Raw genomic sequence first — 20,094 nt, 5'->3', positions numbered from 1 at the left:
GCGCACGGATTTCAAAATGGTGAACGCGCGCGACTGCAGCCTTGCGTTGACTCCGGTCGCAGGATGTCGTCATCACGACTTGAGACCGAATTGCCGTCTCGTTTCGGCGATCCGGCTCGCATGATCTGTTCGTCAACTGTCAAACATGTAGCTGCGCATGCGACGACTGAAGGCCATGATGCGCGCGCGTGATCGAACATCGCTTCGCGGTCGCTGCACATCGGCGATGATTGCGTGCACCATGCTGATCAGCACGAGCATCCGCGCCGAGGCGGCTGCATGCAATTTCGAAAGCCAGGGCGAAGGGCGCGTCGCCGCGATTGTCGACGCGCGCAGCTTTCGTCTCGACGACGGCAGCGAGGTCAAGCTGGCCGGCCTCGAGATCGCGGACAGCGCGAAGGCCGCCACCGCGCTCTCGGCACTGCTGATCGGCCGCGAGGTGAGCTTGCGCGGCAGCGACGACACGCCGGACCGTTACGGCCGGCAACCGGCGTATGTCTTCCTCGCTGGTAGCGAAACACCCGTGCAGAGCGAGTTGCTGCGGCAGGGACTCGCTCTGGTGTCACCCGAGGTCACCGAGAAGGACTGCGCCACAGCGCTGATGGCAGCGGAGGCCGAAGCCCGGCTGGCCCGATCGGGAACCTGGGGCGGGTCCGTTGTCATAAAAAACGCCGAAAGTCCGGGCGATATTTTGGCCGGGATCGGGCGCTTTACGGTGGTCGAGGGCAGGGTTTTGTCAGTGCGTCAGGCTGGGTCAGTGACCTACCTGAATTTCGGCCGAAACTGGACTCGGGACTTTGCGGCGACTATTTCAAGGCGCATAGTCCCTGCGTTTGAGGCGGCCGGGCTTTCGCCCAAGTCCCTCGAAAATCGAAGGATTCGTGTCCGGGGCTGGGTGGAAGCGCGACGTGGACCACGAATCGAATTGCTCCGGGTGGCGCAAGTGGAATTGCTTGGCGGGAACTAGGGGACGTGGGACGCACTGCATCGGCCGCGCCCCGGTCAATTTCGCTCGAAAATTGTGGGTTTGGGACGTGATTGAGCGCGCAGGACGGCGTGGGGAAGTGACGGGTCGCTGCCTTGTGGCTGCGCCTGCGCTGATCTGCGCCGCTTTGACGCTCTCGGCCTGCGGCAATGTCGGCCGCTTCGAACAGCCCGGCCCCACCGCCGCTGCGCCCGCCCCGGCAAAGCCGAACCGGGTGGTGCAGCAGACGCCTGCGACCGAGCGTGAGCACGAGCGCATCCTGTCGACCTATGGCGGCGCCTATGACGATCCGAAGCTCGAGGCGCTGATCAGCAAGACCGTCGAGCGGCTGGTCGCCGCCTCCGACCGGCCCGACCAGGCCTACAAGGTCACCATCCTCAATTCCGGCGCGGTCAACGCCTTCGCGCTGCCGACCGGCCAGCTCTATGTCACGCGCGGCCTGATCGCGCTTGCCAGCGACACCTCCGAACTGTCCTCGGTGCTGAGCCACGAGATGGCGCATGTGCTGGCCAAGCACGCCGCGATGCGCGAGGACCAGGCACGGCAGGCGGCGGTGGTGACGCGCGTCGTCACCGACATGAGCACCGACCCCGATCTCACCGCGCTGGCGCTGGCAAAGACTAAACTGACGATGGCGAGCTTCTCGCGGCAGCAGGAGTTCGAGGCCGACGGCATCGGCGTCGGCATAGCGGCGCGCGCGCATTTCGATCCCTATGGCGCCTCGCGCTTCCTGACCGCGATGGAGCGCAATGCGGCGCTCAAGGTCGGCCGCACCGCGCTCGATCCCCGGGCGCAGGATTTCACCTCGTCGCACCCGGCGACGCCCGAGCGCATCTCCAATGCGCAGACCACCGCGCGGCAATACACCGCGCCCGACAACAACGAGCGCGACCGCGAAACCTATCTCGCCGCGATCGACAACATCGTCTATGGCGAGGACCCGAGCGAAGGTTTCGTGCGCGGCCGCCGCTTCCTGCATCCCAAGCTCGGCTTCACCTTCACCGCGCCGGAGAACTTCACGCTCGACAACACCGCGCAGGCGGTGATCGGCGTGCGCGAGGGCGGCAGCCAGGCGATGCGTTTCGACGTGGTGCGGGTGCCGGCCGAGCAGTCACTCGGCGACTATCTCAATTCCGGCTGGATGGAAGGCGTCGAGAAGTCCTCGACCGAGGACATCAACATCAACGGCTTCCCCGCTGCCTCGGCCACCGCACATGGCGACCAGTGGCAGTTCAAGGTCTATGCGCTGCGCTTCGGCAGCGACGTCTACCGCTTCATCTTCGCCGCCAAGCAGAAGACCACCGAGAGCGAGCGCAACGCGCGCGAGACGGTCGGCTCGTTCCGCCGCCTGACGCTCGAGGAGATCCAGGCCGCGCGCCCGCTGCGCATCAAGGTGATCAACGTGCAGCCTGGTGACACCGTGGAATCGCTGTCGCACCGCATGGCCGGCGTCGATCATCCCACCGAGCGCTTCCGCGTACTCAACGGCCTCGACGCGCACGCCCAGGTCAAGCCGCGCGACCGCGTCAAGATCGTGGTGGATTGAGGACGCTCTCCGCTATTTCGCATTCTGCTTGAGGAAGGCGATGATGTCGGCGCGATCCTTCGCATCCGGGACCTCGTAGAACATCTTGGTGCCCGGAACCATCGTATCGGGACCGGAAAGCCATTTGTCGAGATTCTGCTCGGTCCACACGATCTTCGACGCCTTCAGGGCGGGCGAGTAGCTGTAGCCCGCGGCGGTGCCGGCGAGGCGGCCGACGACACCCTTGTGCATGGGGCCGACATCGTTCGCATCGATCGAATGGCAATCGCCGCAGCCCTGATAGAGGGTCGCGCCCCGCGCCGGATCGCCGGCCGCGTTCGCGGCATTGGCTGCGCCGATGGTCACGGCAGCCGCCATCAGGGCGGCCTTGGCTTGTCGCAACGATACGGCGCGGACGATTGAACGTAATGTCATCGCATGAGCTCCTGCTTGCCACGAGGACAGGAGCGGTCATGCGACCGGGCTATTCCCGCCGTCGGTCATCGCGCGTGCCCGAATCTCAAACGAGAGAATCCTGCGGCGAGCGGGAATAAACGCCGGCGCGCACGATCCCTATCGAAGCTGCATGCCCGCAGCGGCGCCCGGCCCTTGGAGCATCCCCAGTGTTTCTCAATCGGCTCGGCGTTGTCGCTCGAACTGCTACGCTTGGGTTCCTGCTTGCCGTGCTCGCGACAACGGTCTCCACCACTGTGCGTGCGGCAAGCTGCCCCAAGCCGGGCGACGACATCGCGACCGACCGGCCCGACGTAACCAATTCGAGTATCGTCGTGCCGGTCGGGAGCTTGCAAAACGAGAACGGCGTCAACCTGACCGGCCGCGACGGCGGCCGCAGCATCGACGGCAGCAACAGCCGCTGGCGGCTTGGCATTGCGCCCTGCCTCGAGATCCTGATCGACCTGCCGAGCCATGTCGGCAATGTGAAGTCGCCGGGTGCGTCGGGCTTCTCCGACGTCGCGCCCGCGATCAAATGGCAAATGAGCCCGGTGCCCGGCAAGATCGATCTGGCCGTTACCGCCGGCGTCGCATTGCCGACAGGTGCGGTTGCGATCGCCGGCCGCGGCGCGCAGCCCTACATCCAGTTGCCATGGTCATGGGAACTGCACGACGGCTGGGGAGTCAGCGGCATGTTCACGGAGTTCTTTCGCCCCGACGAGCTCGAGGGCCGGCACATCTCGGAAGCGACCTTCGTGATCGAGAAGAAGCTGACCGAGCGGGTCAGCGTGTTCACCGAATATGTCGGCGACTATCCGGATGGCGCGCGGCCGACCCAGTCGATCAATTCCGGCGGCCTGTACCGGATCACGCCGACCCAGCAGGTCGACTTCCATGTCGCGTTCGGACTCAACCGCAATTCGCCGGACTATGTCGTCGGCATCGGTTATTCGTTCCGCGTCGACGGACTGTTCCGCTAGCCGTCGGCTTCGCGCAAGCCGCTGAGCCACAGCGCCAGCAGCGTCCACACCGCACCCGACAACAGATACGCGCCGGCCGAGATCAGGCCGAAATGCGTCGCCAGTAACAACGCGGCGAGCGGCGCGAAGCCGGCGCCGAACAGCCAGGCGAAATCCGAGGTCAGCGCCGAGGCCGTGTAGCGATAGGTCGGCGCGAAGCTCGAGGCGATCGCGCCCGAGGACTGTCCGAACGACAGACCCAGCAGCACGAAGCCGGCCACCATGTACACGGTCTCGCCGAACGCGCCGGCATCGAGCAGCTGCGGGGCGAAGCCGCTATAGACCGCGATCGCGACCGCCGATCCGAGCAGCAGCGGCTTGCGGCCGACGCGGTCGGCGATCACGCCCGAGGCCACGATCGCCGCGACGCCGACCATCGCGCCGATCATCTCGATGATCAAAAAGCGCACCGGGCTTTCCTTGGTGAACAGGAATACCCAGGACAGCGGAAACACCGTGACCATGTGGAACAACGCAAAGCTGGCCAGCGGCGCGAAGGCGCCGAGCAGGATGTAGCGGCCCTCCTCCTTGACGGTTTCGCCGATCCGCGAAGGCTGCAGGTCGCGGCTTTCGAACAGCTCGGAATATTCATCGGTCGCCACCATGCGCAGCCGCGCGAACAGCGCCACCACGTTGATGGCGAAGGCGACGAAGAACGGATAGCGCCAGCCCCAGTCGAAGAAATCATCCGCCGACAAATTGCCGGCGAAGAAGGCGAACAGCGCGCTTGCCACGATCAGCCCGAGCGGCGCGCCGAGCTGCGGCACCATCGCGTACCAGCCGCGGTGATGCGACGGCGAATTCATCGCGAGCAGCGAGGCGAGGCCGTCCCATGCACCGCCCCAGGCGATGCCCTGCAGGACACGCGCCGCGGCCAATAGCCAGATCGCGAAGACGCCGATGGTGTCGTAACCCGGCAGGAACGCGATCGCCACCGTCGAGGTGCCGAGCAGGAACAGCGCGATGACGAGCTTGGCGCCCTTGCCGTGGCGGCGGTCGACCGCCATGAAGATCACGGTGCCGAGCGGCCGCGCGGCGAACGCCAGCGCGAAGATCGCGAATGAATACAGGGTACCGGTCAGTTCATTGACGAACGGGAACACCAGCTTGGGGAACACGATCACCGAGGCGATCGCGTAGACGAAGAAGTCGAAGAACTCCGAGGTGCGTCCGATGATGACGCCGATCGCGATCTCGCCGGCTTTCGCCTGGCCGTGACCGTGGCGGGCTTCCGGGGGACCGAGAGTGGTTGCAGGGGCCTGTGCCATCGCCATTCGCGCCGTGAAATCTCGTTGAACATGAGGGCCGCGGACGGAATCCGCCAGCCGGTCCTGTGGACTGTCTGCGCCCTCATCCCGCACTGCAACATTGGACAAATTGTCCAATGTCCCGTTTGCTGCATCGCAGCTACCCCTTGTTGGAACTCATGAAATTCCAATGAGGTGAGCCGTGCGCGCCTTGAAATTACTGGCCATATTGCCGTTTGCGGCCCTGCTCGGCGGGTGCGATTTCGTCGTGCTGGCCCCTGCCGGAGACATCGCCGCCCAGCAGCGGGACCTCGTCGTCATCTCCACCGTGCTGATGCTCATCATCGTGCTGCCGGTGATGGCGCTGACCGTGCTGTTCGCCTGGCGCTACCGCCAGTCCAACACCGAAGCGACCTACGAGCCGGAATGGGATCACTCCACCCAGCTCGAACTCGTGATCTGGTCGGCGCCGCTGCTCATCATCATCTGCCTCGGCGCGCTGACCTGGATGGGCACGCATTTGCTCGACCCGTACCGCACGCTCGGCCGTATCGCCGCCGACAAGCCGATCGAGCAGAAGGATACTGCGCTCGACGTCCAGGTCGTCGCACTCGACTGGAAGTGGCTGTTCATCTACCCGCAATACGGCGTCGCCACCGTCAACGAGCTGGCCGCGCCGATCGACCGCCCGATCCGCTTCCGCATCACGGCCTCCTCCGTGATGAACTCGTTCTACATCCCTGCCCTCGCCGGCCAGATCTACGCGATGCCCGGCATGGAGACCAAGCTGCATGCGGTCTCCAACAAGGAAGGCACCTTCCGCGGCTTCTCCGCCAATTACAGCGGCGCCGGCTTCTCCGGCATGCACTTCGACTTCAAGAGCCAGTCGCCCGCCGAGTTCGACAAGTGGATCACCGCCGCCAAGGCCAGCAAGGACATGCTCGGCCGCACCGACTATCTGCAGCTCGAGCGTCCGAGCCAGAACGATCCGGTGCGGCTCTACGGCACGGTCGACCGCGACCTCTACAAGGCGATCCTCAACATGTGCGTCGAGCCCGGCAAGATGTGCATGAGCGAGATGATGGCGATCGACGCCAAGGGCGGCCTCGGCCGCGAGGGCCTCAACAACACCCTGCCGCTGACCTACGACAAATACGCCCGCCGCGGCGCGCCGCTCGGCACCGAGCCGACCTTCGTCGCCGGCATCTGCTCGATCGACGAATTGAAGGACACGCCGCTGCGCGAGGTCACCGCGCCGCTCGACCTGACGCCGCTGCGCGGCGTCGGCCTGAAGCGGCCGCCCTTCTCCCCTGCCCATCCGTCGTCGACGTCGCTGCTGCTGTCAGGCCAGCGTTCGAAATCAGAGTCCTGAGAGGGCCGCATGTTCGACAATCCTGAACTTCTCAAGCTGATCTTCGGCCGCCTCAACCTGGAAGCGCTGCCGATCCACGAGCCGATCCTGGTCGGCACCTTCGCCGTGGTCGCGACCGGCGGCCTCGCGCTGTTCGCCATCGTCACCTACTTCCGGCTGTGGACCTATCTGTGGCGCGAGTGGTTCACCACCGTCGACCACAAGCGCATCGGCATCATGTACATGATCCTCGGCATCGTGATGCTGCTGCGCGGCTTCGCCGACGCCATCATGATGCGCCTGCAGCAGGCGATCGCGTTCGGCGGCTCCGACGGCTATTTGCCCGCGCATCACTACGACCAGGTCTTCACCGCCCACGGCGTGATCATGATCTTCTTCGTGGCGATGCCGCTGGTGACCGGCCTGATGAACTATGTGGTGCCGCTGCAGATCGGCGCCCGCGACGTCTCGTTCCCGTTCCTCAACAATTTCAGCTTCTGGATGACGGTCGGCGGCGCCGTGCTGGTGATGATGTCGCTGTTCATCGGTGAATTCGCCCGCACCGGCTGGCTCGCCTATCCACCGCTGTCGAACATCGCCTACAGTCCGGACGTCGGCGTCGACTATTACATATGGGGCCTGCAGGTCGCCGGCGTCGGCACGACGTTATCGGGCATCAACCTGATCTGCACCATCGTCAAGCTGCGCGCGCCGGGCATGACGATGATGAAGATGCCGGTGTTCACCTGGACCTCGCTCTGCACCAACGTCCTGATCGTCGCCTCCTTCCCGGTGCTGACGGCGGTGCTGGCGCTGCTGTCGCTCGACCGTTACGTCGGCACCAACTTCTTCACGAACGACCTCGGCGGCAACCCGATGATGTACGTGAACCTGATCTGGATCTGGGGCCACCCCGAGGTCTACATCCTGGTGCTGCCGGCGTTCGGCATCTTCTCGGAGGTGACCGCGACGTTCTCCGGCAAGCGGCTGTTCGGCTACACCTCGATGGTTTACGCGACGGTCGTCATCACCATCCTGTCGTACCTCGTGTGGCTGCATCACTTCTTCACGATGGGCTCCGGCGCCAGCGTGAACTCGTTCTTCGGCATCACCACCATGATCATCTCGATCCCGACCGGCGCGAAGATGTTCAACTGGCTGTTCACGATGTATCGCGGCCGCATCCGTTTCGAGCTGCCGATGATGTGGACGGTGGCGTTCATGCTGACCTTCGTGATCGGCGGCATGACCGGCGTGCTGCTCGCGGTGCCGCCGGCCGACTTCGTGCTGCATAACAGCCTGTTCCTGGTCGCCCACTTCCACAACGTGATCATCGGCGGCGTGCTGTTCGGCCTGTTCGCCGGCATCAACTACTGGTTCCCGAAGGCGTTCGGCTTCAGGCTCGATCCGTTCTGGGGCAAGCTGTCGTTCTGGTTCTGGGTCTCCGGCTTCTACGTCGCCTTCATGCCGCTCTATGTGCTCGGCCTGATGGGCGTCACCCGCCGGCTCCGCGTGTTCGACGATCCTTCGCTGCAGATCTGGTTCGTCATCGCGGCCTTCGGCGCCTTCCTGATCTTCCTCGGCATCATCGCGATGCTGGTGCAGTTCGCGGTCAGCATCCTCAAGCGCGAGCAACTGAAGGACGTCACCGGCGATCCCTGGGACGCGCGGACGCTGGAATGGGCAACCTCCTCGCCGCCGCCGGACTACAACTTCGCCTTCACGCCCGTGGTCTACGACAACGACGCCTGGTGGGACATGAAGCGCCGCGGCTACAGGCGTCCGCTAACCGGCTTCAGGCCGATCCACATGCCCTCCAACACCGGCACCGGGGTGATCCTCGCCGGCCTCGCGACGGCGATGGGGTTCGGCCTGATCTGGTACATCTGGTGGCTCGCCGCGGTCTGCTTCGTCGGCCTGCTCGCGGTCGCGATCGGCCACACCTTCAACTATCACCGCGACTTCCACATCCCGTCGGATGAGGTGGTGCGGGTCGAAGAGGCGCGGACGCGCGCGCTCGCCGCGGGAGCCCAGTCATGAGCATCGCAACCGTCCCCACGCAAGGCGCCGATCCGGTCTTCCACGTCATCGACGAGCACGCGCATCCGGAAGGCGCCAGCACCATGCTGGGCTTCTGGATCTACCTGATGAGCGACTGCCTCATCTTCGCGATGCTGTTCGCGACCTACGGCGTGCTCGGCGGCAACTATGCCGCCGGCCCGGCGCCGAAGGACCTGTTCGACCTCAAGCTGGTCGCGCTCAACACGACCATGCTGCTGCTCTCCTCGATCACGTATGGCTTCGCCATGCTGACGATGGAAAAGTCGAAGCTCGGCCAGACCCAGTTCTGGCTCGCGATCACCGGCCTGTTCGGCCTCGCCTTCCTCAGCATCGAGCTGACCGAGTTCCACCACATGATCCATGAGGGCGCGACGCCGCAGCGCAGCGCCTTCCTGTCGTCGTTCTTCACGCTGGTCGGCACCCACGGCCTGCACGTCACCTTCGGCCTGGTCTGGCTGGTGACGCTGATGGTGCAGTCCGCCCGTTACGGCCTGACCGAAGCCAACCGGCGCCGCCTGATGTGCCTCTCGATGTTCTGGCACTTCCTCGACGTGGTCTGGATCGGCGTCTTCACCTTCGTCTATCTGCTGGGAGTGCTGCGATGACCACCAACGCTCATGCCGAGGCCGGCGACCACCACGACCATGGCGGCGCGGCGCACGGTTCGCTGAAGAGCTATCTGATCGGCTTCGGCCTTTCGGTGATCCTCACCGCGGTGCCGTTCTGGTTGGTGATGACCGGCGCCATCGCCGACAAGGCGATCACGGCGCTGATCGTGCTGGTGCTGGCTGCCGTGCAGATCGTCGTGCACATGGTCTACTTCCTGCACATGAATACGCGGTCCGAGAACGGCTGGACCATGATGGCGATGATCTTCACCGTGGTCATGGTGGTGATCGCGCTGACCGGCTCGCTGTGGGTCATGCATCACCTCAACGTCAACATGATGCCGGTCCACGACATGAGCCAGATGCCGTGACCAGACGCACTGCCGGAACGCCGTTCCTGCTGCTCACGCTCGGCATGCTGGGCGTGGTGCTGCTGACGGCGCTCGGCATCTGGCAGATCGAACGCAGGACCTGGAAGCTGGCGCTGATAGCACGGGTCGACCAGCGCATGCATGCTGCGCCGGTCGCGCTGCCGGCCCCGTCGTCATGGCCGGCGATCACGGCCGCCGGCGACGAGTACCGCCGCGTCACCGTGAGCGGCACGTTCCTCAACGACGACGAGACGCTGGTGCAGGCGGTGACGGCGGAAGGCCCCGGCTTCTGGGTGCTGACCCCGCTGCGCATGGCCGATGGAACCGCGGTGCTGGTCAACCGCGGCTTCGTCCCGCCGGATCGCCGTGATCCCGCGACCCGGCGCGGCGGCGAGCCGCAAGGCCCGGTCAGCGTCACCGGCCTGCTCCGGATCTCGGAGCCGAAGGGCGCCTTCCTGCGCAACAACGACCCTGCGGCCGGCCGCTGGTACTCGCGCGACGTCGCCGCGATCGCGGCCCTGCATGGATTGCCGCGGGCCGCACCCTTCTTCATCGACGCCGATGCGACGCCGAATCCCGGCGACTATCCCCTCGGTGGGCTCACGATCGTGCGTTTTCCAAACAACCACCTGATTTACGCACTGACATGGTTCACGCTGGCCATTATGCTGGCGGCCGCGCTCCTGCGCACGGCCCGCGGCAGGGGCCGCGCCGGCGCCTCCACGTCACGACGCGCCGGCGTGCGCCATCTGATCGGCGCGGCACGCAACCTGTCTCGCAACCCAGGCCCAGATGCTCGAGCGCACGTCGGATCTGCATGACGAGAAACCGGCCGCAGGCAAGGCGCTGATGCCGCCTGCCGGCGTCGCCGGTGCAGTGCCGTTCGACCTCGCCACGCCGGCCGACGTTGCCACCAACCGCAAGAACATGGCCCTCTTGGTCCAGCTGCGCTGGACCGCCGTGATCGGACAGATCGTCACCATCGCCTTCGTGCAGTTCTGGATGGGCATCCAGCTGCCGCTGCTGCCGATGGCGGTCGTGATCTGCGGGCTGATCGCACTCAACGTGGTCAGCCATGCCTGGGTGCGCTATCGCGCCGACGTCAACAACCGCGAGCTGCTGATCGCACTGACCCTCGACGTCGCCGCGCTGACCGCCCAGCTCTATCTCAGCGGCGGCGCCACCAATCCATTCACGTCGCTCTATCTGCTGCAGGTGACGCTCGGCGCGGTGCTGCTCGACGCACCCTCGACCTGGTCGCTGGTCGGGCTGGTCTGCATCAGCTTCGCCTGGCTGACCGGCGATTACCGGCCGCTTTCACTGCCGCAGCACGGGTTCGCCGACGCCTTCCAATTGTACATTGCCGGCACCTTCATCGGGGTCGTGCTCGATGCCGTGCTGCTGGTCGTGTTCGTGACCCGCATCAACCGCAATCTGCGCGACCGCGACGCCCGCCTCGCCGCGCTGCGCCATGATGCCGCCGAGCAGGACCACATCGTCAGGATGGGTCTGCTCGCCTCCGGCGCCGCGCACGAGCTCGGCACACCGCTGGCCTCGCTCTCGGTGATCCTCGGCGACTGGCGTCGGATGCCGCAGTTCGCCTCCGATCCCGAGCTGTCGCAGGACCTGTCCGAGATGGAGACCTCGCTGCAGCGCTGCAAGACGATCGTGACCGGCATCCTGCTGTCGGCCGGCGAGGCGCGCGGCGAAGGCTCCGCGCCGACCACGGTGACGGCGTTCCTGAGCGCACTGGTGGAGGAATGGCGCACGACGCGGCCCTCGGCCACGCTGTACTTCCGCAACGCGTTCGGCGCCGACCTGCCGATCGTCTCCGACATCGCGCTCAAGCAGGCGATCTTCAACGTGCTCGACAATGCCGCCGAGGTCTCGCGCGACTGGATCGAGCTGACGGCCGAGCGCAACGGCGACACGCTGGTGCTGCTGGTGACCGATCGCGGCCCCGGCTTCTCGCGCGAGGTGCTGCCGCATATCGGCAAGCCCTATCAATCGACCAAGGGCCGGCCCGGCGGCGGGCTCGGCCTGTTCCTGGTGGTCAACGTCGTCCGCAAGCTCGGCGGCGTGGTGACGGCGCACAACCGGGCCAACATCGGCGCGGCGGTCAAACTCGAACTGCCGCTCGCAACGCTTGCGATCGGAGACCATCTTGACGGATGAACGCCAGCTCCTGATCGTCGAGGACGATGCCGGCTTTGCCCGCACGCTGAAGCGCTCATTCGAGCGCCGCGGCTACGGCGTCGCCGTCGCAACCTCGCTCGACGAGGTCCGTCCGCTGCTCGAGCAGCAATCGCCCGGCTATGCCGTGGTCGACCTCAAGCTCGCCGGCGGCGCCTCGGGCCTCGCCTGTGTCGAGGCGCTGCACGCGCACGATCCCGACATGCTGATCGTCGTGCTGACGGGCTTCGCCAGCATCGCCACCGCGGTCGAGGCGATCAAGCTCGGCGCCTGCCACTACCTGGCAAAACCGTCGAACACCGACGATATCGAAGCAGCGTTCCAGAAGGCCGCCGGCAATGCCGACATCGAGCTCGGCGCGCGCCCGACCTCGATCAAGACACTTGAATGGGAGCGCATCCACCAGACCCTGATCGAAACCGATTTCAACATCTCCGAAGCCGCGCGAAGACTCGGCATGCACCGCCGCACGCTGGCGCGGAAGCTGGAGAAGCAAAGGGTGAAGTGAGTCCGGCTTCGTAGCCCGGATGAAGCGCAGCGCAATCCGGGACAGCTGCATCCGCGGTTAGAGCGCCCCGGATTTCGCTTCGCTGCATCCGGGCTACGCAATCTCGCGATCGTTCAGATTCCGATCAGCAGCAGTTACAGCGCGGCCTCGCGCAACAGCGTGAGCGGATACACCGGTTTTTCAAGAAACTTGACGCCGTCCGGGAGAGCGCCGGCCGGAGGCTCGCCGGAGATCACCACCACCCGCATTCCACGGTCGCAATCGAGCGCGAATTGCGCGAGCTCGATCCCGGTCATCTTGCCCGTGAGCTTGATGTCGGTGATCACCAGGGAAGGATGACGCCGCTTGATCGCAAGCGCGGCGGTCTCGGCATCCTCACACTGGATCACATCGAAGTGACCCTCGTCCAACAACAGCGCGATCATATCGCGCTGGATTGCGTCGTCTTCGACGACAAGCGCGACTTGGCGTAACATTTTGCCGTGGGTCATGAGCAATCTCCTTCGATTAACTTATGATAATCGCCGAGATCGCTCCTGGTTCGGTTCGGGCCACAAACCCTTCCACATTCCTCCTGCGAGTTCCGCGCCGGTTCCGTCGGAACAAGACCTGAGGTTCGCGCGTCATGAAAGCCGATCGGTATCACGACCGAAGGAACCCAAGCTCATGCGGAACTCAGTTCTCCTCGCTGAAGAGTCTTATGCTGCTGCGGATCGTGTTGACGGCGCGGTGGCAGCGACCGGCCATCAGACTTCAGTCATTGGCGATCACGCCCCCAATCAACACCGGATCGGCCGCCCTCCGACGACCGAGCAACTCGCCAGCGCTCGCCGGATGCAGGAGATCATGTCCGACATGGAAGCCGAGTTGAAGGAGCAGGTCGAGAAGCTGGTTGCAGAGCGCCACTAGTGGAATCGAGCGCATGCTGCGCAGCCCGGATGGAGCGCAGCGCAATCCGGAATCGGTTCAACCGCGGGGACAGTCCCGAATTTCGCGGAGCGCGTCTTCAGGCGTGCGTTCGCACGTAACTAGTTGGCCTTTTCGGTTGCCAGCTTCAGCCCGAGACTAATGAAGACAACACCGCTGACGCGGTCGATCCATTTGCTTGCGCGGGAAAAGGCTGCTCGCATCCGGGGTGTTGTCATGAAATAGCTGACGCCGACGAACCAGACGATCAGGCAGCTTGCCATCACCAGGCCGTAGCCAAATCTGATCATGGCTGGAGTGTGGACGCTCACGACGGTTGCGAACACCGAAAGGAAAAAGAACACCGGCTTCGGATTGAGGGCATTGGTGGCAAAGCCGAGGACGAAGGCCTTTATCATCCCCTGCTCAGGGACCGAGTTTTGCTCGGCCGCAACATTGCGGTTCGGCGGCGAAGCCTTTTGCACCGTACCGGCACGCAGAGCTCTAATTCCTATGTAGACGAGATAGGCAACGCCGCACCATTTGACGATGTTGAACAGCGCGACCGACCTGGAGATGATCACCCCAAGACCAAGGATCGTATAACTGATGTGAAAAAGCAGAGAGATGCCCAAGCCGAATGAGGTGATGATGGCCGCTTTGCGGCCATGAACCACCGACTGACGCAGGACCATCGCGAGATCGGCGCCGGGCGAGACGATCACAAAGGAAAAGATCGTCATCAGGGTAGCCAGTTCCACAGCGTAAGCGCTCACATCAAGGTCCTCTGTTCGAGATGCTCAAGCCGGCGCATCGTCGTGGTCATCCGCGAGGCGCCAATCGTGCAACGTGGGCAAGTTCAACACCGACAACCAGCGCGGCGAAAAAAGGCCCGGTCGTTTGACCGGGCCTTTTCATCTGAACTCTGGCAGTGCTGCTTACGCAGCCTCGTCCTCGACGGTGGCGTCGTCGCCGTCGGAATCGAGATCCTCACCGTCGGCATCGCCCTCGGCGTCGCCTTCAGCGGTCTCGGCCTTGGCACCGCGGCGCGGGCTCTTGGCGAGCTGGGCCTCGATCTCCTTGACCGCCTCGGTCTCGGTCGAGTGTTGCACCACCGCGATTTCGCGCGACAGGCGGTCGAGCGCCGCTTCATAGAGCTGGCGTTCGCTGTAGGACTGCTCGGGCTGCGATTCCGAGCGGTAGAGATCGCGGACCACCTCGGCGATCGCGACGATGTCGCCCGAGTTGATCTTCGCTTCGTATTCCTGGGCGCGGCGCGACCACATGGTTCGCTTGACGCGGGCGCGGCCCTTCAGCGTCTCCAGCGCCTTCTTGACCAGCGCCGGGTCCGACAGCTTGCGCATGCCGACATTGGCGACTTTCGCCGTCGGGACGCGCAGCGTCATCTTGTCCTTCATGAAGCTGATCACGAACAGCTCGAGCTTGGCGCCCGCGATCTCCTGCTCCTCGATCGCCATGATCTGGCCGACACCGTGAGCCGGATAGACCACGAATTCGTTGGCCTTGAAGCCCTGGCGCTGGGTCACGACCTTCTTCTCTTCCGGGCGCGGCGCGGCGGCCTTGGGAGCGACGGGGGCGGCAGCAGCCTTCGGTGCTGCCGGCTTCGGCGCTGCAACAGGCTTGGCGACCGGAGCCTTGGGGGCGACCTTCGCAGCAGGGGTCTTCGCAGCTGCCGCTTTCGCGGCAGTCTTGGCAGTCTTTTCTGGCATCAGGCTTCTTTTGTTCTTTGAGGACTTTGCGGCCGAAGCCTTCCGGGCGACCTTCACAGGCGCCTTGGCACGGCCCTTGGATGCGCTGCGAGCAACTACAGCGGCTTTCTTCGCGGTCTTTGAAGCACTCTTTTTACGCGTTTTCTGTGACACAGCCTGCGCGTGGATACTGCCACGCCCCTGTTCGATGTTTTGCGGGAACCTCGAGGCCACAGGATACGCGTGGCAGGGGGTTCTTGGCCTGTAATGTGTCCCATATAACACATTTTCCGCAAAAATCAATGATTTACGCCCGATTCCAGACATAAGCGGCCGCAGCCGGGTCATATGTCCGTCATTAGGGTTAAATCAACAGGGCCGATCAGGCCTGAATTGCCCGGAGCTATTTACCTCCGGCTAGGGACCAGCGAATCAGTCGCCGGCGCCGGCATTCGGAGAAAAATATTTCTCGAACTTGCCCTCTTTGCCTTCCCACTCCTTGGCGTCCTCGGGGGAGTCCTTCTTCTGGGTGATGTTCGGCCAGCTCTTGGCGTAGTCGCGGTTGACCTCGAGCCACTTCTCGAGGCCCGGCTCGGTGTCCGGCTTGATGGCGTCCGCCGGGCATTCCGGCTCGCACACGCCGCAATCGATGCATTCGTCGGGGTGGATGACCAGCATGTTCTCGCCCTCGTAGAAGCAATCGACGGGGCAGACCTCGACGCAGTCGGTATATTTGCACTTGATGCAGGCTTCAGTGACGACGTAGGTCATCCAAAACTCCGGAACGTTCTCTTTTTCTCGGGTTGCCTAGCGCAGGAATACCGCAGCCGCAAGGGAAAGCGGCTCCTCAAAAAAGGCAACGATTCCACCGCGGATCGGAATTTTCCGCTTCTAGATAGCTATTCCCCGCCGCCTTGCAAATCATCGTACAGCACGCGCGCCGAGGCCGCATCGCCGCGCCGCTCGGCAAAGCCGGTCACCTTCAGCACGCGGACACTGTTGTCGAGCGCGACGGTGACGACGTCGCCGAGCTTGACCGCATGTCCCGGCGATTTCTCGCGCGTGCCGTTGATGCGGACATGGCCGGAGGCGACCAGTTCGGCCGCACTGGTGCGGGCTTTCACCACCCGCGCGTGCCACAACCATTTGTCGAGCCGCTGCCGGTCCAAGTTTGTTGATCAGTCCTTTCGGCCGGCCAACTGCTCTTTCAGCGCGGCGAGCTTTGCGAACGGCGAGTTCGGATCGATCGGCCGGTCGCGCTCGCGCGGCGCGCTCGAGGCGTAGGGCCGGTGCGATGGCCCGTTCTCGCGCTTGTCGCGCCCACCCTTGTCGCGGCCGCGATCACCGCGGTCACGATCGCCGCGCTCGCCCTTGCGATCGCCGCCGCCACCGAACTTGTTGTCGCGACGCCGCTCGTTGTTGTCGCGATCGCGCCCCTTGTTCTCGAAGCGCTCGCGGCGCTCGCCACGCTGCTCGCGGTTGTCGCGGGCCGGCGCGGCGCCATCGGCAGGCGCGGCCGCAGCCGTAGCCGCAGTAGCCTCGGCAGGTGCGCCCTCGCGCGGCTTGTGACGGAAATCCTGGTGACGGCGCGGACGGCGATGCTGCTCGCGCTTGGCGCCCTCGGCTGCTTCGGCGGCCGGCGCACCGGCCTCGGCCTGCTGGCCCTGGTGACGGCCGCGATTGCGGTCGTGCCCGCGATGGTGCGGACGGCGCTCGTCGGAACGGCCGCCGGGCCGCCAGACCTCGACCAGCTGCGGCTCGGCCGGGGCTTCCGGCGCGGCTGCGGCGACGGTCTCGGCCGGTGCAGCTTCGGCGCTTGCGGTCTCCGCGGGCGCGTCAGCGGCAGCCTCAGCCGGTGCCTCGGCAGCTTCTGCGGGCTCAGCGGCGGCTTCAGCCGCAGGCGCTTCGGCGACAGGCTCCGGCGCGGCTTCAGCGGCCGGCTCGGGCCGCGTCTCGAGGACGACGGGTGTTGCCTCGCTGGGAACGACGGACGCGAAGCCGACATCGGGCAGCAGCGCGGCTGACGGGGCGGGATCGCCGGAGACCGGCAACTCGGCGGCAGCCTCCGCCTCCGGCGCGTCGGGCGCTTCGGTGGCGGCAATCTCGACAGGAGCGGCTTCGACAACCGCTTCGGCGCCGGCATCGACCGGCGCGTCCACGGCGGCTTCAGTGGTCGCCTCAACCGGCTGAGCTTCAGCGGCGACAGTCTCGGTGATCTCGACCGGCACAGGCGCGGCCTCGACCGGCTTGGGCGGCAGCGGCGGACGGCGGTCCATCCGGTAGCCGAGCGCGCGCAGGATCGAGGCGAAATCTTCGCCCGCCGATCCGGTCAGCGAGGTCATCGCCTGGGTCACGACAAAACCGCGGCCGTCGAACGCGCCGGCGGGCTTCTCGCCCGGCGAGGTCTCGCGCCAGGCCAGCGCCGGGCGGATCAGATCGGCAAGCCGCTCCAGGATGTCGACGCGCACCGCGCGCTCGCCGGCCTGGCGATAGCCAAGCACGCGATAGCCATCGCGCGGCAACGCCTTGTCGACCGGGAACGAGGTGCGGCCGCTGGAAGCGAGATGCTGCACGTTCGAGAGCGCAGCCATGTCGACATTGCTCTGCTTCTCGGCCCACAGCAGCGAGGCCAGCGAGCGCGCCGCAGGCTTCAGGAGCTGCGGGAAGTAGATGTGGTAGGCGCCGAACCGCACGCCGTATTTACGCAGCGTCGCGCGCGACGGCTGGTCGAGATCCTTCATCTCGGTGGAGATCTTCGAACGCTCCAGCACGCCGAGCGCCTCGACCAGCTGGAAGGCGATGCCGCGGGCGATGCCCTGCAGGTCCTCGGCCTTGGAGAGTTCGAACAGCGGCCCGAGCAGCTTCTCGATATGCGTCTTGAGCCAGAGGTCGAGCCGGGTCTGCACGGCTTCGCGCGCGGCGCCGGTCAGCCGCTCGTCGGAGATGATGCGCAGGCGCGGATGCAGCGCGTCATCGGCCGCGACCAGCTTCGCCACCGCATCGCCGGTCCAGCGGATGGTGCCGTCGGAGGTCAGCACGAACTGCTCGTCGGGCGCGGCGCCCAGTTTCTCGGCACGCGCATCGATCTCGCGCGCCAGCACCTGCTGCGCGGCCGCCTGCAGCGCCTTGGCGTCGCTGCCGGCCTCCGCCGCATCGGGCGCAAAGGTGAAACCATCGAGCCGGCCGATCACATGACCTTCCACGATCACTTCGCCGGTCTTGCCAATTTCCGTATTCAAAACTGAGTTCTCCCGCAGGCGGCGCATCAATACACTGGTCCGCCTGTCAACGAAACGCTCCGTGAGCCGTTCATGCAGCGCATCGGATAATTTATTTTCGAGATCTCGCGTGATCCCCTGCCAGTGCTCCGGGTCATACAGCCAGTCCGGCCGGTTGGCCACGAAGGTCCAGGTCCGGATTTGCGCGATCCGGCCCGACAGCGTGTCGATATCGCCGTCGGTGCGGTCGGCCTGGTTCACCTGGGCTGCGAACCATGCGTCAGGGATACGACCCTTTTGCATCAGGAAGCCGTACAGCGTGGTCACGAGTTCGGCATGGGCGGCCGGCGACAGTTTTCGGTAGTCGGGAACCTGGCAGGCCTCCCAGAGCCGCTCCACTGCCTTGGCGCCGTGCGCCATCTCGCGCACCTCGGCGTCGCGCGCGACGTGCTCGAGCACGCGCATGTCCTCGGCGACCGGCGCCCGCGTCAGCACCTCGTGCCCGGGCGACAGCGCCAGCGACACCTGGAGCGCGCCGAGCGAGGCGAAATCGAGTTTTGCATTCCGCCATTGCAGCATCTTCACGCTGTCGAAGGTGTGGTTCTGCAGCGCATTGACCAGTTCGGGCTCGAACGGCGCGCAGCGGCCGGTGGTGCCGAAGGTGCCGTTGCGCGTGGCGCGGCCGGCGCGGCCGGCGATCTGCGCGAACTCGGCCGGGGTCAGGCGGCGAAACTGGTAGCCGTCGTATTTGCGGTCGGAGGCGAAGGCGACGTGATCGACGTCGAGATTGAGGCCCATGCCGACGGCGTCGGTGGCGACGAGATAATCGACGTCGCCGTTCTGGAACATGGCGACTTGTGCATTCCTCGTGCGCGGCGACAGCGAGCCCAGCACCACGGCCGCGCCGCCATGCTGGCGGCGGATCAATTCGGCGATCGCGTAGACTTCGTCAGCTGAGAACGCAACGATCGCGGTGCGGCGCGGCTGCCGCGTGATCTTGCGGTCGCCGGCGAATTCGAGCTGCGACAGGCGGGGACGCGTGATGATCGAGGCGCCCGGCAACAGCCGCTCGATGATCGGGCGCATCGTCGCGGCCCCGAGCAGCAGCGTCTCGTCGCGGCCTCTGCGGTTGAGGATGCGGTCGGTGAAGACGTGGCCGCGTTCGAGATCCGCCGCGATCTGGATCTCGTCGACGGCAAGAAACGACACGTCGAGATCGCGCGGCATCGCCTCCACGGTCGAGACCCAGAAGCGCGGCGCCTTCGGCTTGATCTTCTCCTCGCCGGTGATCAGCGCGACGCTGTCCTCGCCCGTGCGCGCCACGATCTTGTTGTAGACCTCGCGCGCGAGCAGCCGCAGCGGCAGGCCGATCAGGCCGGACGAATGCGCCAGCATCCGCTCGATCGCGAGATGCGTCTTGCCGGTGTTGGTCGGCCCGAGCACGGCGGTGACGCCAGCGCCGGGCGCGCGGTCAGTTCCGAACGAGGATGAGAAGGCCATTTTCTGCAGGTGTTTCTTATATTGGTGCTGCGGTCAAATCTGGCGCGAAGCGCGAAGGGCGTCCCGAAGGAGGCACGGTCGGGCACGTCCCGCCAAAATGGCGAAAACAACCCCATGCACAGTAGCCGGCGGTTGCGGTGGGCATCGTGTTTCGCAAGATCTGTCTCACAATGCGACGCTTTCCGCTCTCCGCTTAAGCTTCGGAACGAGCCACGAACGAATCGCGGCCGAATCGCTGACTCCCTTCCAGGCCTGAAACGTTCACCGCAACATCTCGGGTGCGGCCCAGGCGGCGGCACTAGATCAAGTTTGAAAGGGCTCCACAAGCGCAGGATAGGCGGACTGAATTCCTTAAGTTCCAGAGGTCGTTGAGTCGAATCAGAACCGGCCGGGAGTCAACTGGATTCCGATGACGTTTGTTGCATGCACCGACCCGTAGC

At 65.2% G+C, this 20,094-nt stretch carries 19 protein-coding genes; 11 read left to right on the top strand and 8 right to left on the bottom strand.

Annotation, left to right across the window (positions count from 1 at the left end):
- Nucleotides 1–226: 226 nt before the first annotated feature.
- Nucleotides 227–967, top strand: a complete 741-nt coding sequence (locus JQ633_RS24735) for a thermonuclease family protein (protein ID WP_211987941.1) — start codon at nucleotides 227–229, stop codon at nucleotides 965–967.
- 67 nt (nucleotides 968–1,034) lie between these two features.
- The gene (locus JQ633_RS24730; RefSeq protein WP_433995689.1) at nucleotides 1,035–2,531 is read left to right on the top strand and encodes a M48 family metalloprotease; all 1,497 of its coding nucleotides are present in this window, start codon (nucleotides 1,035–1,037) and stop codon (nucleotides 2,529–2,531) included.
- Nucleotides 2,532–2,543: 12 nt separating this feature from the next.
- Here the strand turns inward: JQ633_RS24730 and JQ633_RS24725 are convergent, their stop codons facing one another.
- Entirely contained in the window at nucleotides 2,544–2,945 is a 402-nt protein-coding gene (locus JQ633_RS24725) for a c-type cytochrome (RefSeq protein ID WP_211987701.1), read from the bottom strand.
- Between the two features lie 188 nt (nucleotides 2,946–3,133).
- Between JQ633_RS24725 and JQ633_RS24720 the strand changes: the two genes are divergently transcribed.
- Complete coding sequence (locus tag JQ633_RS24720) at nucleotides 3,134–3,943, top strand: transporter (protein WP_211987700.1); 810 nt, start codon at nucleotides 3,134–3,136, stop codon at nucleotides 3,941–3,943.
- Here JQ633_RS24720 and JQ633_RS24715 read toward each other — a convergent pair.
- Nucleotides 3,940–5,250, bottom strand: a complete 1,311-nt coding sequence (locus JQ633_RS24715; RefSeq protein ID WP_433995688.1) for an MFS transporter — start codon at nucleotides 5,248–5,250, stop codon at nucleotides 3,940–3,942. The genes JQ633_RS24720 and JQ633_RS24715 overlap by 4 nt on opposite strands.
- Nucleotides 5,251–5,431: 181 nt before the next feature.
- Between JQ633_RS24715 and cyoA the strand changes: the two genes are divergently transcribed.
- Genes cyoA through JQ633_RS24680 form a run of 7 tightly spaced genes read left to right on the top strand, consistent with a single transcriptional unit; the run spans nucleotide 5,432 to nucleotide 12,321 of the window.
- Nucleotides 5,432–6,601, top strand: coding sequence for a ubiquinol oxidase subunit II (cyoA, locus tag JQ633_RS24710; protein ID WP_211987698.1), 1,170 nt, complete (start codon nucleotides 5,432–5,434; stop codon nucleotides 6,599–6,601).
- A gap of 9 nt (nucleotides 6,602–6,610) precedes the next feature.
- Nucleotides 6,611–8,620, top strand: a complete 2,010-nt coding sequence (gene cyoB, locus JQ633_RS24705) for a cytochrome o ubiquinol oxidase subunit I (RefSeq protein WP_211987697.1) — start codon at nucleotides 6,611–6,613, stop codon at nucleotides 8,618–8,620.
- A complete protein-coding gene (gene cyoC, locus JQ633_RS24700) occupies nucleotides 8,617–9,246 on the top strand; it encodes a cytochrome o ubiquinol oxidase subunit III (RefSeq protein ID WP_211987696.1) in 630 nt (209 codons plus the stop codon). The genes cyoB and cyoC overlap by 4 nt, the downstream gene beginning before the upstream one ends.
- Nucleotides 9,243–9,620, top strand: coding sequence for a cytochrome o ubiquinol oxidase subunit IV (gene cyoD, locus JQ633_RS24695; RefSeq protein ID WP_211987695.1), 378 nt, complete (start codon nucleotides 9,243–9,245; stop codon nucleotides 9,618–9,620). The genes cyoC and cyoD overlap by 4 nt, the downstream gene beginning before the upstream one ends.
- A 44-nt stretch (nucleotides 9,621–9,664) precedes the next feature.
- A complete protein-coding gene (locus JQ633_RS24690; protein ID WP_211987940.1) occupies nucleotides 9,665–10,441 on the top strand; it encodes an SURF1 family protein in 777 nt (258 codons plus the stop codon).
- A 28-nt stretch (nucleotides 10,442–10,469) separates the two neighbouring features.
- A complete protein-coding gene (locus JQ633_RS24685; protein ID WP_433995692.1) occupies nucleotides 10,470–11,795 on the top strand; it encodes an ATP-binding protein in 1,326 nt (441 codons plus the stop codon).
- Nucleotides 11,785–12,321 carry a response regulator transcription factor gene (locus JQ633_RS24680; RefSeq protein ID WP_211987693.1) on the top strand — a complete coding sequence of 179 codons (537 nt, stop codon included), beginning with the start codon at nucleotides 11,785–11,787 and terminating at the stop codon, nucleotides 12,319–12,321. Before JQ633_RS24685 ends, JQ633_RS24680 begins: the two co-directional genes overlap by 11 nt.
- Nucleotides 12,322–12,455: 134 nt before the next feature.
- On the opposite strand, the gene JQ633_RS24675 is transcribed toward JQ633_RS24680, so the two are convergent.
- The gene (locus tag JQ633_RS24675) at nucleotides 12,456–12,812 is read right to left on the bottom strand and encodes a response regulator (RefSeq protein ID WP_249159622.1); all 357 of its coding nucleotides are present in this window, start codon (nucleotides 12,810–12,812) and stop codon (nucleotides 12,456–12,458) included.
- 175 nt (nucleotides 12,813–12,987) lie between these two features.
- On the opposite strand from JQ633_RS24675, the gene JQ633_RS24670 reads away from it, so the two are divergent.
- The gene (locus JQ633_RS24670) at nucleotides 12,988–13,230 is read left to right on the top strand and encodes a hypothetical protein (RefSeq protein ID WP_211987692.1); all 243 of its coding nucleotides are present in this window, start codon (nucleotides 12,988–12,990) and stop codon (nucleotides 13,228–13,230) included.
- A 119-nt stretch (nucleotides 13,231–13,349) separates the two neighbouring features.
- On the opposite strand, the gene JQ633_RS24665 is transcribed toward JQ633_RS24670, so the two are convergent.
- The 5 genes from JQ633_RS24665 to JQ633_RS24645 all read right to left on the bottom strand — a co-directional run bounded on the left by JQ633_RS24665 (nucleotide 13,350) and on the right by JQ633_RS24645 (nucleotide 19,654).
- Complete coding sequence (locus JQ633_RS24665; protein WP_433995687.1) at nucleotides 13,350–14,003, bottom strand: LysE family translocator; 654 nt, start codon at nucleotides 14,001–14,003, stop codon at nucleotides 13,350–13,352.
- Between the two features lie 162 nt (nucleotides 14,004–14,165).
- Nucleotides 14,166–14,957, bottom strand: coding sequence for a CarD family transcriptional regulator (locus JQ633_RS24660; RefSeq protein ID WP_211987690.1), 792 nt, complete (start codon nucleotides 14,955–14,957; stop codon nucleotides 14,166–14,168).
- 411 nt (nucleotides 14,958–15,368) lie between these two features.
- A complete protein-coding gene (gene fdxA / locus JQ633_RS24655; RefSeq protein ID WP_211987689.1) occupies nucleotides 15,369–15,707 on the bottom strand; it encodes a ferredoxin FdxA in 339 nt (112 codons plus the stop codon).
- Between the two features lie 128 nt (nucleotides 15,708–15,835).
- On the bottom strand, nucleotides 15,836–16,105 hold the full coding sequence (locus JQ633_RS24650) for an RNA-binding S4 domain-containing protein (protein ID WP_211987688.1): 270 nt from the start codon (nucleotides 16,103–16,105) through the stop codon (nucleotides 15,836–15,838).
- A gap of 9 nt (nucleotides 16,106–16,114) precedes the next feature.
- Entirely contained in the window at nucleotides 16,115–19,654 is a 3,540-nt protein-coding gene (locus JQ633_RS24645; RefSeq protein WP_211987687.1) for a helicase-related protein, read from the bottom strand.
- Nucleotides 19,655–20,094: the final 440 nt, after the last annotated feature.

It is taken from the genome of Bradyrhizobium tropiciagri (genome assembly GCF_018130505.1).
Taxonomy (GTDB): Bacteria; Pseudomonadota; Alphaproteobacteria; order Rhizobiales; family Xanthobacteraceae; genus Bradyrhizobium; species Bradyrhizobium tropiciagri_B.
This window is presented reverse-complemented; position numbering and strand designations above follow the sequence as displayed.

What these genes read in the sequence shown, in the direction of transcription:
- JQ633_RS24735 (WP_211987941.1), top strand. Translation starts at nt 227, where the DNA reads ATGATTGCGTGCACCATGCTGATCAGCACGAGCATCCGCGCCGAGGCG.
- JQ633_RS24725 (WP_211987701.1), bottom strand. Translation starts at nt 2,945, where the DNA reads ATGACATTACGTTCAATCGTCCGCGCCGTATCGTTGCGACAAGCCAAG.
- JQ633_RS24715 (WP_433995688.1), bottom strand. Translation starts at nt 5,250, where the DNA reads ATGGCACAGGCCCCTGCAACCACTCTCGGTCCCCCGGAAGCCCGCCAC.
- cyoB (WP_211987697.1), top strand. Translation starts at nt 6,611, where the DNA reads ATGTTCGACAATCCTGAACTTCTCAAGCTGATCTTCGGCCGCCTCAAC.
- cyoC (WP_211987696.1), top strand. Translation starts at nt 8,617, where the DNA reads ATGAGCATCGCAACCGTCCCCACGCAAGGCGCCGATCCGGTCTTCCAC.
- cyoD (WP_211987695.1), top strand. Translation starts at nt 9,243, where the DNA reads ATGACCACCAACGCTCATGCCGAGGCCGGCGACCACCACGACCATGGC.
- JQ633_RS24690 (WP_211987940.1), top strand. Translation starts at nt 9,665, where the DNA reads ATGCTGGGCGTGGTGCTGCTGACGGCGCTCGGCATCTGGCAGATCGAA.
- JQ633_RS24685 (WP_433995692.1), top strand. Translation starts at nt 10,470, where the DNA reads ATGCCGCCTGCCGGCGTCGCCGGTGCAGTGCCGTTCGACCTCGCCACG.
- JQ633_RS24675 (WP_249159622.1), bottom strand. Translation starts at nt 12,812, where the DNA reads ATGACCCACGGCAAAATGTTACGCCAAGTCGCGCTTGTCGTCGAAGAC.
- JQ633_RS24670 (WP_211987692.1), top strand. Translation starts at nt 12,988, where the DNA reads ATGCGGAACTCAGTTCTCCTCGCTGAAGAGTCTTATGCTGCTGCGGAT.
- JQ633_RS24660 (WP_211987690.1), bottom strand. Translation starts at nt 14,957, where the DNA reads ATGCCAGAAAAGACTGCCAAGACTGCCGCGAAAGCGGCAGCTGCGAAG.
- fdxA (WP_211987689.1), bottom strand. Translation starts at nt 15,707, where the DNA reads ATGACCTACGTCGTCACTGAAGCCTGCATCAAGTGCAAATATACCGAC.
- JQ633_RS24645 (WP_211987687.1), bottom strand. Translation starts at nt 19,654, where the DNA reads ATGGCCTTCTCATCCTCGTTCGGAACTGACCGCGCGCCCGGCGCTGGC.